The sequence below is a fragment of the Vibrio rhizosphaerae genome (assembly GCF_024347095.1).
Classification (GTDB): domain Bacteria; phylum Pseudomonadota; class Gammaproteobacteria; order Enterobacterales; family Vibrionaceae; genus Vibrio; species Vibrio rhizosphaerae.
Window position 1 is genome coordinate 3,389,627 of record NZ_AP024903.1, and the last position, 14,928, is coordinate 3,404,554.

General features: G+C 49.0%; 14 protein-coding genes and 1 pseudogene. 2 read left to right on the forward strand and 13 right to left on the reverse strand.

What is annotated here, in order from left to right:
* Positions 1 to 29: 29 nt before the first annotated feature.
* The 8 genes and pseudogenes from tatC to OCV37_RS14770 all read right to left on the reverse strand — a co-directional run bounded on the left by tatC (position 30) and on the right by OCV37_RS14770 (position 6,648).
* Positions 30 to 785 carry a twin-arginine translocase subunit TatC gene (tatC, locus tag OCV37_RS14735; RefSeq protein ID WP_038185425.1) on the reverse strand — a complete coding sequence of 252 codons (756 nt, stop codon included), beginning with the start codon at positions 783 to 785 and terminating at the stop codon, positions 30 to 32.
* Positions 786 to 854: 69 nt separating this feature from the next.
* Complete coding sequence (gene tatB, locus OCV37_RS14740) at positions 855 to 1,178, reverse strand: Sec-independent protein translocase protein TatB (protein WP_051680862.1); 324 nt, start codon at positions 1,176 to 1,178, stop codon at positions 855 to 857.
* A 6-nt stretch (positions 1,179 to 1,184) separates the two neighbouring features.
* Positions 1,185 to 1,406, reverse strand: a complete 222-nt coding sequence (tatA, locus tag OCV37_RS14745) for a twin-arginine translocase TatA/TatE family subunit (protein WP_038185423.1) — start codon at positions 1,404 to 1,406, stop codon at positions 1,185 to 1,187.
* 44 nt (positions 1,407 to 1,450) lie between these two features.
* Positions 1,451 to 3,091, reverse strand: coding sequence for a ubiquinone biosynthesis regulatory protein kinase UbiB (gene ubiB / locus OCV37_RS14750; RefSeq protein ID WP_038185420.1), 1,641 nt, complete (start codon positions 3,089 to 3,091; stop codon positions 1,451 to 1,453).
* Positions 3,088 to 3,693, reverse strand: coding sequence for a ubiquinone biosynthesis accessory factor UbiJ (locus tag OCV37_RS14755; RefSeq protein WP_038185417.1), 606 nt, complete (start codon positions 3,691 to 3,693; stop codon positions 3,088 to 3,090). Before OCV37_RS14755 ends, ubiB begins: the two co-directional genes overlap by 4 nt.
* A gap of 13 nt (positions 3,694 to 3,706) precedes the next feature.
* Entirely contained in the window at positions 3,707 to 4,459 is a 753-nt protein-coding gene (gene ubiE / locus OCV37_RS14760; RefSeq protein ID WP_038185415.1) for a bifunctional demethylmenaquinone methyltransferase/2-methoxy-6-polyprenyl-1,4-benzoquinol methylase UbiE, read from the reverse strand.
* A 388-nt stretch (positions 4,460 to 4,847) separates the two neighbouring features.
* A pseudogene (gene rmuC / locus OCV37_RS14765) lies at positions 4,848 to 6,317 on the reverse strand (DNA recombination protein RmuC); the annotation flags it as partial.
* A gap of 97 nt (positions 6,318 to 6,414) precedes the next feature.
* Complete coding sequence (locus OCV37_RS14770; protein WP_038185410.1) at positions 6,415 to 6,648, reverse strand: hypothetical protein; 234 nt, start codon at positions 6,646 to 6,648, stop codon at positions 6,415 to 6,417.
* 255 nt (positions 6,649 to 6,903) lie between these two features.
* On the opposite strand from OCV37_RS14770, the gene OCV37_RS14775 reads away from it, so the two are divergent.
* Complete coding sequence (locus OCV37_RS14775; RefSeq protein WP_038185581.1) at positions 6,904 to 7,815, forward strand: DMT family transporter; 912 nt, start codon at positions 6,904 to 6,906, stop codon at positions 7,813 to 7,815.
* Positions 7,816 to 7,872: 57 nt separating this feature from the next.
* Here OCV37_RS14775 and araC read toward each other — a convergent pair whose 3' ends face one another.
* The 5 genes from araC to OCV37_RS14800 form a co-directional block, all read right to left on the reverse strand.
* Positions 7,873 to 8,709, reverse strand: a complete 837-nt coding sequence (araC, locus tag OCV37_RS14780) for an arabinose operon transcriptional regulator AraC (protein WP_038185407.1) — start codon at positions 8,707 to 8,709, stop codon at positions 7,873 to 7,875.
* Between the two features lie 155 nt (positions 8,710 to 8,864).
* Complete coding sequence (locus OCV37_RS14785; RefSeq protein WP_084717536.1) at positions 8,865 to 9,389, reverse strand: hypothetical protein; 525 nt, start codon at positions 9,387 to 9,389, stop codon at positions 8,865 to 8,867.
* A 45-nt stretch (positions 9,390 to 9,434) separates the two neighbouring features.
* Entirely contained in the window at positions 9,435 to 10,937 is a 1,503-nt protein-coding gene (gene araA / locus OCV37_RS14790; RefSeq protein ID WP_038185401.1) for an L-arabinose isomerase, read from the reverse strand.
* Between the two features lie 9 nt (positions 10,938 to 10,946).
* Positions 10,947 to 11,648, reverse strand: coding sequence for an L-ribulose-5-phosphate 4-epimerase (locus OCV37_RS14795; RefSeq protein ID WP_157635092.1), 702 nt, complete (start codon positions 11,646 to 11,648; stop codon positions 10,947 to 10,949).
* Positions 11,649 to 11,704: 56 nt separating this feature from the next.
* Positions 11,705 to 13,414, reverse strand: coding sequence for a ribulokinase (locus OCV37_RS14800; RefSeq protein ID WP_038185400.1), 1,710 nt, complete (start codon positions 13,412 to 13,414; stop codon positions 11,705 to 11,707).
* Between the two features lie 500 nt (positions 13,415 to 13,914).
* Between OCV37_RS14800 and OCV37_RS14805 the strand changes: the two genes are divergently transcribed.
* On the forward strand, positions 13,915 to 14,919 hold the full coding sequence (locus OCV37_RS14805) for an arabinose ABC transporter substrate-binding protein (protein WP_038185398.1): 1,005 nt from the start codon (positions 13,915 to 13,917) through the stop codon (positions 14,917 to 14,919).
* Positions 14,920 to 14,928: the final 9 nt, after the last annotated feature.

Here is a 14,928-nt window from a genome sequence, read left to right on the forward strand (position 1 = left end):
AAATGGTGTTCACCGCCATCAACGCCTCTTCACGACACATCCTGTTCCTCTTTTTCGGACATGTTTTTATTGTGATAGAAACGGGCACAAAAAACACCGACTTCAAACAATAAACAGATGGGAACAGCCAGTAACGTCTGAGAAATGATATCCGGTGGCGTCAGCAGCATCCCGACCACAAATGCTCCGACAATGATGTAAGGTCGTTTTTGTTGAAGTGCTTTTGGTGTTGTTGCGCCCGTCCAGCAAAGCAACATGATTGCCACCGGCACTTCAAACGCAATGCCGAACGCCAGAAATAGCGCCAACACAAAATCAAGATAGCTGGCAATATCGGTCGCAAAAGCAACACCATCCAGTGAAATCGTGGTAAAGAAGCCAAAGATTAAAGGGAAAACCACAAAATACGCGAATGCGACACCACCATAAAACAGGATAGAACTCGACAATATCAGGGGCATGACCAGCTTGCGTTCATGTTTGTACAATCCCGGCGCAACAAAAGCCCATATTTGGTAAAGCAGATACGGGACCGTTATAAACAGCGAAACAATCAATGTCAGCTTAAGCGGGGTAAAAAAGGGCGAGGCAACATCGGTGGCGATCATGGTTGCACCGGCGGGTAGCTGCTCAATTAACGGCCGGGCAATAAACTCATAGATATGATTCGCAAAGTAGACTAAACCGAGAAATACAACGATAACAGCCACGATGCAACGTAATAATCGGTTACGTAACTCGAGCAGGTGACGAATGAAAGGTTGAGTTTGCTCATCAGACGACATATTGACTCCATGTTACGTCAGGGACAGATGACGTCAGACAAACCAATTTAAGCAACATGCGCATCATAGCTATTTCGACGGTTTCTCTGCACGGTCATCATGCGTTGAAGGTTGCTCAACGTCACGTGTGGTGGTATCCACAGATTGATGCGACTGATGTAACTCAGGAAATGGTTCGTTCACTTTGGTTTGCTCAGCTTGTCGATGCTTGTCTTTGAGCGCTTGTATCTGCAACTCTTGAGACAATTCATGCTGAACACTATTGGCGATCCTTTTCACTGACGCAATCACGCGGGCGATACTTCGAATCGCATGTGGCAAGCGCTCCGGCCCCAGCACAACCAAAGCAATCACCGAGATTAATACCAGCTCCCAAAAACCGATATCAAACACCGAGGCCTACTCTTTGTCTTGATGATGCGGAGCAGAAGAAGTGGATTTCTGTTGTACTTCATCTGGTTTTTCACGCTTCGTGTCCGAAGGCTCTTCATCCATCGCTTTTCTAAAGCCTTTCACAGCACTGCCCAGATCGCTGCCCATATTCCGCAATTTTTTCGTGCCAAACAGAAGCACCACTATGGCCGCAATAATCAGTAATTCAGTAATCCCAATCCCACCCATATCACTATCCTTTTATGCTTCTTCAAACCGTTTAGCAGCGACGCTTATCGACGGTAGAACATCCAACTGACGAACCAGGACATCCCGCCGACCAAGGCTGTACTGATCGACAGATGCGGCTCTTGCCCATTGGCCAAAAAGACCGCTGAACAAATCAGTGCGGTCGCTCCAATCCCTAAGAAAAATTTCCCCCGGGCCTGATCCCGTTTCACCTGCCGGTAATCCTGATACAGCGCATTGACCCGTTGATTCATCACGCGTCCTTGCTTGAGACTTTCATAGACCAGTTCTGGCAACTCCGGGAGTTTTTCTACCCAGAATGGCGCCTTCTCGCGGATAGAACGTAATACCGCACCCGGCCCGACCTGATCAACCATCCACCGTTCCAAAAACGGCTTGGCTGTTTTCCATAGATCAAGTTGAGGATATAACTGCCGCCCCAAACCTTCCACATACAATAACGTTTTTTGCAGGAGTACCAGTTGCGGCTGGACTTCCATATTGAAACGACGCGCCGTGTTAAATAAGTTCAACAACACATGGCCGAATGAAATCTCACACAGCGGCTTGGCAAAAATCGGTTCGCATACCACCCGAATAGCACTTTCGAATGCATCAATATCCGTATCATATGGTACCCAACCGGACTCGACATGAAGTTCGGCAACACGTCTGTAATCACGATTAAAAAACGCCAGAAAGTTTTCGGCTAAATAGCGTTTATCTTCTTTGTTCAGCGTTCCGACAATACCGCAATCTAACCCAATCCATTGCGGATTTTCAGGATGAGCCGGCTGAACAAATACGTTGCCCGGATGCATGTCAGCATGAAAAAAGCTATCTCTGAACACCTGCGTAAAGAACACACTGACACCACGTTCCGCCAACAACTGCATATTAGTGCCGTTTGCCTCTAGTGCTTCCATATCCGAGACCTGAATCCCATAGATGCGCTCCGAGACCATCAAGGTTTCACTGCTATATTCAGAAATCACCTCTGGAATATAGAGCTCTTCGCTGCCCTCAAAATTACGTCGCAACTGAATCGCATTCGCAGCTTCCCGCCGCAAGTCGAGTTCATCCTGTAATGTTTTCTCATATTCCCGAACCACCTCAACCGGCTTTAAACGCCGGGTCTCGGGCAGCGCTTTGGCAATGAGGCGTGCCATCCGATACATCAGTTTGATATCCGCGGCAATCACCGGCTTGATATCAGGACGAATCACTTTGAGCACCACCTCACGACCATTGGATTTCAATGTTGCAGTATGCACCTGAGCAATCGATGCTGAAGCCAGCGGTTCCACCGAAAAATCATCGAACCAAGTCTCTACCGAACCGCCCAGCGCTTTTTCAATCTGTTGCTTTGCTAAATGACCATCAAACGGTGAGACTTTATCCTGAAGCAACGCCAATTGATCCGCGATATGCGGGGGAAACAGATCCCGCCGGGTAGACATCATCTGACCAAACTTAATCCATACCGGTCCCAGCTCTTGAAGCGCCAGACGCAGACGCTCCCCTAATGGTTTTTCCGGATAACGATTCCGCAGCCAGAACAGCGATTTTCGTGCGAGTAATGGGGCCCGGAACAAGTGATGATCGTCAGGGAGGAATTCATCAAGCCCATATTCCAACTGTACCTTGATGATACGATACAACCGCTTGATTTCTGTTGGCGTCATAGTTTCTCCGTCAGAGACTGAATCCGGCTTTCAAGCCGGGATAACTGACTGTTTACTTCATCAACCTGATCACAAAAATCAACCACCTCAAGCGGGCTCGGCGCAACTCGCCACTCTTCCGTCAAGACTTGTGCGATATGGGATTGGTGGCGCTGATGTTGTGTTTGCAGGAAATGACTCAAATCTTTGGCGGCCTGCATGACCGTATGCGCGACAACATCGCCGCTCAGGCGCGATAACCACTCTTCCCAATTCGGTTTGCAGTCGGTCATCAGTTGAGAAAATTTCTGGGCCAGTTGGATATCACCTTCCAGTATCAACTTATCCTGTTTGATCAGTTGCGTGATGTTTGCCTGCTCTCGTAACTGCGGCAGAATCGATAAAGTCAGAGACAAATAGCAATCCGGTGTTCCTTCGTACCGCGCTAACACATCAATTTGCTGGCTGAAAACAAACGTCAGTGTTTGATCGAGCTCTTTCAGATGAACCTGAATCACATGACCTTTCAGGCGTGCGAGTTGGCGGATCAGAGCAGGGTCATCCTGAATCAATCGGTTCAAAATGGTTTCAATCGTTGCGGTCAGTAAAGGTACAAATGGCATAGACACCGCCTTGTCAGAATTTATAACCACGGTGAAGCGCCACAATACCCGCGGTCAGATTGTAATAACTCACTTGCTCAAAACCGGCCTCGCTCATCATGCTTTTTAATGTGTCCTGATCGGGATGCATCCGAATCGACTCGGCAAGATAACGATAACTGTCAGCATCATTGGCGATGAGCTGCCCCATCTTCGGCAAGAGATGGAACGAATATGCATCATAAATCTTAGATAATGGTTCGAACACTGGCTTAGAAAATTCCAGCACCAGCAGGCGTCCGCCGGGTTTGAGCACCCGAAACATCGAGCGGAGCGCTTGGTCTTTATCCGTAACATTGCGCAGGCAAAAGCTGATGGTAATGCAGTCAAAATAGTTATCAGGGAACGGTAGTTCTTCCGCATTTGCTTGAACATAATGCACATTGCCGATAATGCCGCTGTCCCGCAGCTTATCGCGACCGACACATAACATTGAATTATTGATATCTGCCAGTACGACGTGCCCGGTGTCACCCACGATTCGTGAAAATTTTGCCGTCAGATCGCCCGTACCACCGCCCAGATCCAGAATTCGCTGTCCGGTACGGACACCGCTGCAATCAATTGTGAATCGTTTCCATAGCCGGTGAATCCCTCCGGACATCAAGTCATTCATGATGTCGTACTTCGCTGCAACAGAATGAAAAACTTCTGCTACTTTATGCGCTTTCTCCGCTTTGGCGACGGTTTCAAAACCAAAATGGGTCGTTTCTTGATTTTCTGCCATTTTTTCAGATTGCACGCCTTTACCTACCTTGCATGATCGAATAGAAGCCACACATCACATGACCACATCATTCATCATGCTTGATAAACTGATGCCTGATCAACCCATGTGACTGACTGATTGGTTGCGCTAGTTTACTGTATCCCCTATCGGATGTCTTTCAGCAATCGGCAGATTTTGTGCCGATGGATGTGCTGTGATTTTCCCCGTTCTCTTCTGCTAAAACCGCGTCAGATGACGTGACATCAGCGTGAGAATGCTCAAATGCTGTTGTCCCGGATAAGCCTTGTTGAGATAAACCTTGCTCTGACAACGTTTTCGCTGGCGACGGAGGTTCAGCAAACGTTGATTCCGGTGACGTTTCTTCAGACGAGGTATCAGAGACCTCCCGCTGAGATTCATCCACCCACCGGGCAGCAATTGACCGTTTCACTTCAACGCCTAATTGCTTAAAACTCTCCGCCTGTCGAATTGCGTTACCACGCCCGGTCGACAGCTTGTTCATTGCACTCTGATAACTCTGACCGGCCTTCTCTATCGCACCGCCTAAAGTATCCATATCGTCAACAAACAAACGTAGTTTATCGTAGAGTTTGCCCGCTTTCTCCGCAATGAGCCGGGCATTCTGATTTTGATATTCATTGCGCCATAAATTATCAATGGTGCGTAACGCAACCAGTAATGTGGTTGGACTGACAATGATGATGTTTTGTTCCATTGCATCTTTAACCAGCGCGGGATCGGCCTGTATTGCCAACTGGAATGCAGGTTCAACCGGAATAAACATCAACACGTAATCTAATGTCTGAATCCCCTGCAACTGCTGGTAATCTTTCTTGCTCAGGCCTTTTAAATGGGAGCGAATGGCAAGTAAGTGCTCACCGAGGGCTTTATCGCGCGCCACGTCACTCTCGGCATGGAAATAACGTTCATAGGCCACCAACGCCATTTTTGAGTCGATCACCACCTGCTTCTCACTCGGCAGATTGACAATGACATCCGGTTGATAGCGCTTCCCGTCCTCATTTTGCAAACTGACCTGCGTCTGATACTCATGCCCTTCACGTAACCCTGATTCCGCCAGAACCCGGGCTAACACAACTTCTCCCCAGTTGCCCTGCTGTTTATTATCCCCTTTGAGCGCCTGAGTGAGATTCAATGCTTCTTTTGCCATCTGCTCATTGAGACGTTGCAGATTCTTCAACTCGTGCACCAGTGTATGACGTTCCTTTGCTTCCTGACTGAAACTGTCATTCACCTGTTTTTTAAATCCTTCCAGTTGTAATTTCAGCGGATTCAATAATCCTTCCAGACTCTGTTTATTCTGCTGATCAACTTTTGCTGTTTTGGCTTCAAACAACTGATTTGCCAACTGCTCAAACTGTTGTTTCAAACGGTCTTCGGCACGTTCCAACAGCTGTAACTTTTCTTGGCTGGCAACCATTTGAGCCTGATGTCGCGCTTCCTGTTCACGAAGCTCTCCTTGCAATTGCGCATGCTGCTCCCGCAACCGAACCAGCTCATCATTCAACTGAGTCCGCTCTTGCCGCAAGGTGGTCATTTGTCCTAGTTTTTCAGTCGCTGCCATATACTGTCCATGCAGCTGTTTCAGCTCAGCCATCGCCAGATCATGGGCATCTTCTGATTCATGCAGCTCCGCTTGTGTTTGGCGTAATTGCGTCGTGACCTGAGTCAACACTTGTTCGTGGAGTTGCTGTTGACTCGCCAGTTGCTGCTGCAGCTGACTGAATTTCAGTTGCATTTTTTGCTTCATCCACCAGCCCGTCATGCCGGCAGAGCCCACAATACAGAGTGCGGACAACAACAGTAGGGATTGGTTTTCAATAATCCATTGCATCATGGGAATCAATTCTGTTTCTCAGCATATAGAACTAAAAATGGTATTGCCGGACTGGATAAATGTCCAGTAGATTTGCGGCACGGCCCCCCCCAAACTAACCACTGATGTCAGGGGGTGTGAGCTGAGCATAGGCGGTTTTGACCGCTTCCAGTGATTCATCCGGGATATGAACCACCTGACGGCACTGTTTGCATGTTGTGACCGCAATGCCCATCACCATCCCGGTTTGCCCCAGTAAGTGTACGTTTCTCAACTGGAAACGCAGCGCCATCGGGCCACATGACGGACAGATCCCCCAAATTTCGCCACTGCATGTCTCACCCGTCATCCGCTTGTCCTTTCTGCTTTGCTTATCAGTGATTACGAAAGCGCAAATCTCCGCCGACAAACCTTACCGTCAGATCAACGGGAATCCGAATGAAGTCAAGTGGCCATGCGACCAACATCCCACAAACTCATTATTTTGTAACACTTGGATTGATTGTTTATATGACACAAATAACATGCCTGATGAAAGCTTATGTTATGCTCAGGCCATCGAATCAATGGTGGAAAAATCGGCTTACCCGCAATGAATAACAACATGAACAATGAAAAACAAGCCTTGCTCTTCGGTCTTAGCGCAGTGTTATTGTGGTCCACTGTCGCGACAGCATTTAAGCTCACACTGGCACAGCTGACCCCGATTCAAATGCTGACCGTCGCCTGTTTCTCTTCGATTGTTTCGTTGTTGATGATTTGTACCTATCAGCGCCAGCTCAGGTTAATTTGGCCAACATTCACCGCCAATCCAGTTTATTTCATCGTTTCAGGATTGATTAACCCACTCTGTTATTATCTGATTCTGTTTCAGGCCTATCACCTGCTTCCCGCCTCTCAGGCCCAGTCGATCAATTATAGCTGGGCCATGACATTAACCCTGATGGCGGCCATTTTTCTGAAGCAAAAAATCCGTAAGCAAGACTATCTGGCTGCGGGGTTGTGTTATCTGGGGGTCTTAGTGATTGCCACCCGGGGCAACCTGCTGGCACTGGATTTCGAGAGTCCGGTGGGGGTTGGACTGGCCTTATTATCGACAATTCTGTGGGCTGGCTATTGGATTCTCAATACCCGGAATACGGCGGATCCGGTGGTGAGTCTGTTACTGGGATTCTTGGTTGCCTTTCCTTGCACGCTGATCCTGTCATTCTACGAGCATGCCGACTGGACGCATATCACCGTCCAAGGCTGGCTCAGCGCCGTTTATGTCGGATTGTTTGAAATGGGCATTACCTTCTTTCTCTGGCTAAGTGCACTCAAACGTACCCGTCATACCGCCAGAATCAGTAATCTGATTTTTATCTCTCCGTTTATTTCACTGCTGTTGTTATCGGTGATCATTCAGGAACAGATTCATCCGACGACGATTGTTGGGCTGGTCTGTATTATTGCCGGACTGACGATTCAGCAGGTCACGTTCAAACGAGACAAGACCCACCAGTCAACCGCACCATAAACAAACGAAATGCTTGTTTCATGGGCTTGCCTCTGACGCTTGAGGCAAAGCCGTTGATTAGGTGATTTGCTCCCGATAGCGTTTGGGACTGACGCCTGACTTCCGTTTAAATACCCGGGAAAAATAGAGGGGATCGGTATAACCGACAATTCGACCAATTTGATTGACTGAATAGTTGGTGGTCACCAGCAGTTGTTTGGCCCGGCTGATGCGCTGATCATCCCGCCATTGTGTAATCGTCATCGACATCTCTTCACGGAACAGATGCCCCAACCGCGAAGGAGACAGACAGATGTGAGAGGCTACCATTTCCATGGTGAAATCCTGATTGAGGTTCTGCGTCATATAATTCATCGCTTCAATCACGCGTGGATCGAGCGGCTTGCTGACCACATCCGGTTGCAAACTCTTACAGCGAATCAGCAGTTGTTCCAACAGATTGATCGATAAATCACTTCGGTAAGGTTCATCGGATTTGGCGGTATACTCAATATCGATGAATAAACGCTCCAGATGGTGAATTGTGGTTCGATCCAGCCCGCGGGTGATATACACCCCGTGTTGCTCATCTTGCCAGTTCAGCCAATCGTGCCAAAAGGCTCTGGGACGAAAATAGACCCAGCGATGAAACCAACACACACTGTCTGGTTTACGATGGTAATAGTGCGCTGCCGTCGGGGGAAACAGCAGTAAATCACCGGGACCGACACTGATTGCCTGATCACCGGAAAAAAGCGTGCCCTCACCTTTGCTGGTCAGGTTGATAATATATCCTTTCATGCCATTGGGGCGATCAATGGTAAAATCCAGTTCATCTCCTTCAATAATCGGAGTCAGCCCTGCCACCAAATGTGCATCGAAGTTATACCCGGGTTTGAGCGGATTGTCTTGCATCCTACATCCTATACTACTTTCCTTTAACGCCTGAGTGTACGCTAACTCTTCGATTTCATACGATTTAATACTTCACAGTTTCGTATAAAACTTGTTACACCGATTGGTTCTAAAAGCCGCTCTACGCTCCCAAGACGATGACGCAGAACAGTAGGCTATGACAGAAAAATCCACTGTGTGGCAGAAAATGCCTCTCTGAAATGTTGATTCCCGGACGCAACCAGATAATCGCTTGGCCGCTCGTTATTTTGGTGTTGTAGTTGTTTCAGCCTGTCCTTCACATCGGCAACCGAGCGCGGCTCCGGGCCGTGTTCAGTCTGAATCGCCTGAATATTATGTCGCATATCCAAGCGGGTCGGCACGCGGTTGCGGGCCATGTATTCGATCACCAATGCATCCGGCTGAAAAGAATAGGTGATACCAAGGGAAAGGGTTTCTTCGAGCTGAACATTACACCACTGCTCAATCCGGTTATCTTTGATGCGAAATCGCCAATGAAAATCGTCGGTACTGACGACCTCATCGTTGTTGATGAGCTCTAACCGACCACTAAAAAACAATTTACTCTGGGAGAACAACTGAAATACAACCGGTGTATGTGACGCGATTTCCAATTGCCAGTGATCATGAAACAACTGTGCCCGATCAGACACCTGAAATTCATCCGGGTCTATCTTCACATTGGCTCCTTATGAGGTGCCTGCCATAGCAGGCACCAATCGGTTTTATATCTGGCCATTCAGCCGATAGTACAGGCTGTTATGTTTCAAATCTTGCTTATACTGACGCAAATCGGTGTGTGAATCGATCAGCGCCATCTCAATGCCAGCAATTTCAGCATAATCAGAGAGCATATCAACCGTCACCGCCTGACTGTAGACCGTATGGTGAGCACCACCGCCATAAATCCAAGCTGTTGCAGCAACTTCAAGGCTTGGATGCGGTTCCCACAGCGCATGAGCAACCGGTAGATTCGGTAACCCCTGTGGTGGTGTCACGGCATCAACAGTATTCACCAGCATCCGGAAGCGATCACCTAAATCAATCACAGAGACATTCAACGCCGGGCCAGACTTTCCGGTAAAAATCATCCGGGCAATCTGACAGTCACAACCGATGGTATGACGGTGAATCTCAATTTTTGGCCGAGCGGCGGCAATCGACGGACAGACTTCAAGCATGTGTGCGCCGAGAACCTGACTCCGCTCACTAAAATTATAAGTGTAATCTTCCATAAAAGAGGTACCGCCCGGCTTGCCTTGGCCCATGACTTTCATCATGCGGACCATCGCTGCGGTTTTCCAGTCCCCTTCACCGCCATAACCATAACCTTTTTCCATTAAGCGTTGTGTTGCCAGTCCGGGAAGGTTAGTCAGGCCAGTCAGATTCTCAAATGTATTGGCGAACGCACGTGCGCCTTTTTCAGTCAGAAATTGCTCCATCCCCAATTCAAGGCGGGCTTCCTGTTTGAGGATGGCCAGCGAATCACGGTCATTGAGTAAACCCGGCGCCATCTCATAAGTTGAAGCATATTCATCAATCAGCGTGGCTACATCATTGTCAGCAACTGCATTGACGCGCTCGCTCAGCTCACCCAAACCATAGGCATGCACTTCATAGCCAAACTTGATCTGTGCAGAGACTTTATTACCTTCGGTTACCGCAACCTGACGCATGTTGTCACCAAAGCGTGCCACTTTCAGTTGCTGCGCTTCTGCAATCCCGACAGCCGCCCGGCACCAATCATCAATCTGACGATGCACCGCAACATCCTGCCAGTGTCCGGTCACAACTTTCCGGTTGAGGTTCAATCGTGTACCGATAAACCCAAACTCCCGACAACCATGTGCACTCTGGTTGAGGTTCATAAAGTCCATATCGATATCTTGCCACGGTAGTGCCGCATTAAACTGCGTGTGTAGGTGCAAGAACGGTTTGTTGAGCTGACTCAGACCGGCAATCCACATTTTGGCCGGAGAAAACGTGTGCATCCACAATACCAGTCCCACACAGTCCGGATCATTGTTTGCCCGGCGACACACTTCAAGAATTTCATCCGGTGTTTTGACAACTTCCTGTTCAGCCACAGTGACCGAAATATCAGCTGCGGCATTCAGTCCGGCAACCATCTCATGACTATCGGCAGCAACACGCTGCAAGACCTTTGGTCCATATAAATGCTGGGAACCCGTGACAAACCAGATCTGTTTCTTATCGAAAATTTTCATCGTGTATCCTTATTTTTCGTGATGTTCCTGCTGTCCGTAATAAGCATTCTTACCGTGTTTACGCAGGTAATGCTTATCCAGCAATGTTTGATTAATGGCATCCACCCCAGCATTGATTTGCAGTGTTTTCAATGCCATTGCAGCCACGGTTTCGAGTACAACAGCATTGTGTACCGCCTGATCGGGCGTTGTCCCCCAACTAAACGGGCCATGCTCTTTAACGATGATGCCCGGGACGGCAAGCGGCTCTTGTTGCCCGATGGTTTCCACGATCACCCGGCCGGTATTCAGTTCGTAGTCCTGTTGAATTTCAGCATCGGAGAGCGAACGGGTACACGGCACATGACCATAGAAATAATCTGCATGGGTGGTGCCTAAAGGAGGAATCGGCTTACCGGCCTGAGCCCAAGACGTCGCATTCATCGAGTGGGTATGCACCACCCCCCCGATTTCAGGGTAAGTCCGATAGAGTTCCAGATGGGTTTCGGTATCTGAAGAGGGATTCAGATCGCCTTCTACACGCTGACCGGCCAGATTGACCACCACCATATTTGCCGGTGACAGATCTTCATAAGCGACCCCGCTCGGCTTAATCACCACCAAGCCGGATTCCCGGTCAACCCCGGAAACATTACCCCATGTGAAAGTCACGAGATTATGCTTTTGCAAATCCATGTTGGCTTTCCAGACCTGCTCCCGCAGCACATCCATCCGCGCTTTCCACGCCGCATTGACCACAAAATCCGGGGTGAAAGAAACATCAATATTCATGCATCCTCCTTTGATAACGAATCATCTAAACGATCCTGAGATAGCTGCTCAAGAGACTGTCCTAAATGGCGGTACATGGTGTAGCGCGATTCGCGCAGATTTGACTGGGTCGCTGTCGGGACATAAGTCCGGCTGATCGGGCTTGCCATTTGTGTCTGAGCATCTTGGGTCGTCGCATAGACACCGGCAGCCACGGCGGCAAAAATGGCGGCCCCCAGCGCACAGCACTGCTCAGATTCAGCCACGACAATTTCCCGGCCAATCACATTGGCACAGGTCTGCATGACATAAGGTGATTTTTGCGAAATCCCGCCAATGGCAATCAGTCGATTGACATCCACACCCTGACTGACAAAGCAGTCGACAATCGCTTTCGCACCATGTGCGGTTGCTTCTACCAGTCCGGCAAATAAATCAACCGCGGTCGAGCCAAGATTCAACTCGGCAATTGCACCTTTCAGCCGCTGATTGGCATTGGGTGTCCGGCGACCATTATGCCAGTCCACCGCCAGCGCCTGATTACCGCCTTCTTCCAAAGCAGCCGCTGCCTGAGTTAATTGCGGGATCAGAGCATTCTCAAACTCAGCCAGATCAAAACTGACCTCCGGATGGTCACGCAGATACTGCTCAACCGGCCAGACCAACAGCCGTTTATACCAGGCGTAGATATCGCCGAATGCAGATTGCCCCGCTTCCAGCGCCGTCATATTCGGCAAAGCACTGCCCAGCACCTGACCGCAGATCCCGGCGATCGCTTTGTCCGCAACCTGTTGGGGATCAACCATCAAAATGTCACAGGTCGATGTACCAATGACTTTGACTAAGTCATGAGCCCCGGCCCCGGCACCGACAGCTCCCATGTGACAATCAAACTCACCGACCGCTATGGCAATCCCGGCAGGTAACCCTAGCTGGGCGGCCCACTCATCGGTCAGATAGCCTGCGACCTGATCCGCGGTATAAACATCGTGATACATCCGCTCCCGTAATCCGGCCAAAGTCGGTGAAACGGCAGTCAGAAATGCTTCTGAGGGAAGTCCGCCCCATGACTCATGCCACATCACCTTGTGCCCCGCGGCACAAACGCCCCGGCGTAACTGTTCAGGATGCTGATGACCACTCAGTATGGCGGGAACCCAGTCACACAATTCGACCCAGCTGTAGGCATGTTGTGCCACCTCGGCATCTTGTTCACTCACCCAAGCGGCTTTCGCCCAGAACCATTCTGATGAATAAATTCCGCCGACATAACGGGTGTAATCAGGAAAGTCATTGCTGTGTGCCAGTTGGTTAATCCGTTCAGCCATAGAGACCGAGGTATGATCTTTCCAGAGAATAAACATGGCGTTCGGGTTATCGGCAAACTCCGGTCGCAGTGCCAATACCTGCCCGTCGGCATCAATTGGCGCGGGAGTTGAACCGGTTGAATCCACCCCGATCCCAACGACCGAGTGCGCGATATCCGCACTCACCTGAGCCACAGCATCTTGTATGGCTTGTGTCATTGACTCCAAATAGTCCTTTGGATGATGGCGAAACTGCGATCGTGCCGGTTGGCAGTATTTGCCCTCTTTCCATCTGGGATACTCTGCTACCCCGGATGCCAACTCAGCACCGGAACGAGCATTGACCAATAAAGCCCGGACTGAATCTGAACCGAAATCCAAACCAATCACACAGGGCTCACTCTGCTGCCTATTCTCCATAACTATCCCCATCTTCAAGTCACCCGCCCCATGCAACGTTTATCTCTGGCGATAAACAATCCGCATTGACAAGTCATCATCACGAACCGTTCTTCATCACCACCGATAAATCGTTGCCACTGAGACGGTATCGCAAGCTCACAGTTGATATTCAATGTTGTCAGTTATAGCGGTGGAACGAAGAAGGGAACATGAACACCGTAGCTAAAAATATGGATAAAAACGCCACGACTGTTTTTTTGAGGTTTCGCTTAAAAAATATGCATCTTGAAGATTTATCGCCATATGAGCCATTTAAAATCATATATGCACGAATAAAAGGCTATTTAAATCGAGAATAGTATCATTTTGAGAGCTGAGTCATGTTGTCTCACGCTATATACATGGACAAAAACGCTACCTTTCATTGCTGTGATTTTCATCACTTCAATCCTGCGCGGCTTGTACAAATAATGTGCCCGAAACACCCCCCTACAATAACCAGTGGATGGAATAGCAAAATGAAGACGATAAGAAAAACACTCGCTGTCGCCGCTTTAGCAGGGACCGCACTCCTCAGTGCCTCTGCTCATGCTTTCTTTGGTAACGATGATGACACGCTCAAACTCGGTTATCTGGTGAAACAACCTGAAGAGCCTTGGTTCCAGACTGAATGGAATTTTGCTGAAAAAGCCGGTAAAGAGTATGGCTTTGAAGTGATTAAAATGGCGGTTCCCGATGGTGAGAAAACCCTCAACGCGATTGATACCCTTGCCGCGAGCGGTGCCAAAGGTTTTGTCATCTGTACCCCGGATCCGAAACTCGGGCCAGCGATTATGGCCAAAGCCAAAAGTTATGATCTCAAAGTGATCACAGTTGACGATCAGTTCCTCAATGCCAAAGGCAAACCAATGACGAATGTGCCCTTGGTAATGATGGCTGCCAGTCAAATCGGTCAGCGTCAGGGCCAAGAGCTGTATAAAGAAATGCAAAAGCGTGGCTGGAACCCGGCCAACAGCGCGGTCATGGCCATTACCGCCGATGAACTGGATACAGCCCGTCGCCGGGTAGACGGCTCGATTGCGGCACTGAAAGAAGCGGGCTTCCCTGCCAATCAGATTTATCGTGTCCCCACCAAAACCAACGATATCCCCGGTGCACTCGATGCCGCCAACTCACTGTTAGTGCAATACCCTAATGTCAAACACTGGCTGGTGGTCGGTATGAACGACAACACTGTTTTAGGTGGTATTCGCGCAACCGAAGGTCAAGGCTTTGATGCGCAGAATGTCATTGGTATCGGGATTAACGGTGTCGATGCAGTTAACGAACTGGCGAAATCCAAACCGACCGGCTTCTACGGTTCTTTACTGCCAAGTCCGGACGTTCATGGCTTTAAGAGTATCGAATCGCTGTATAAATGGGTCAAAGATGGTGTCGAACCGAAGAAATTCGTTGAAGTCACCGATGTTGTTCTGATTACCCGCGAGAACTACAAAGCCGAGTTGAAGAAAAAAGGACTGTAATTTGCGGCA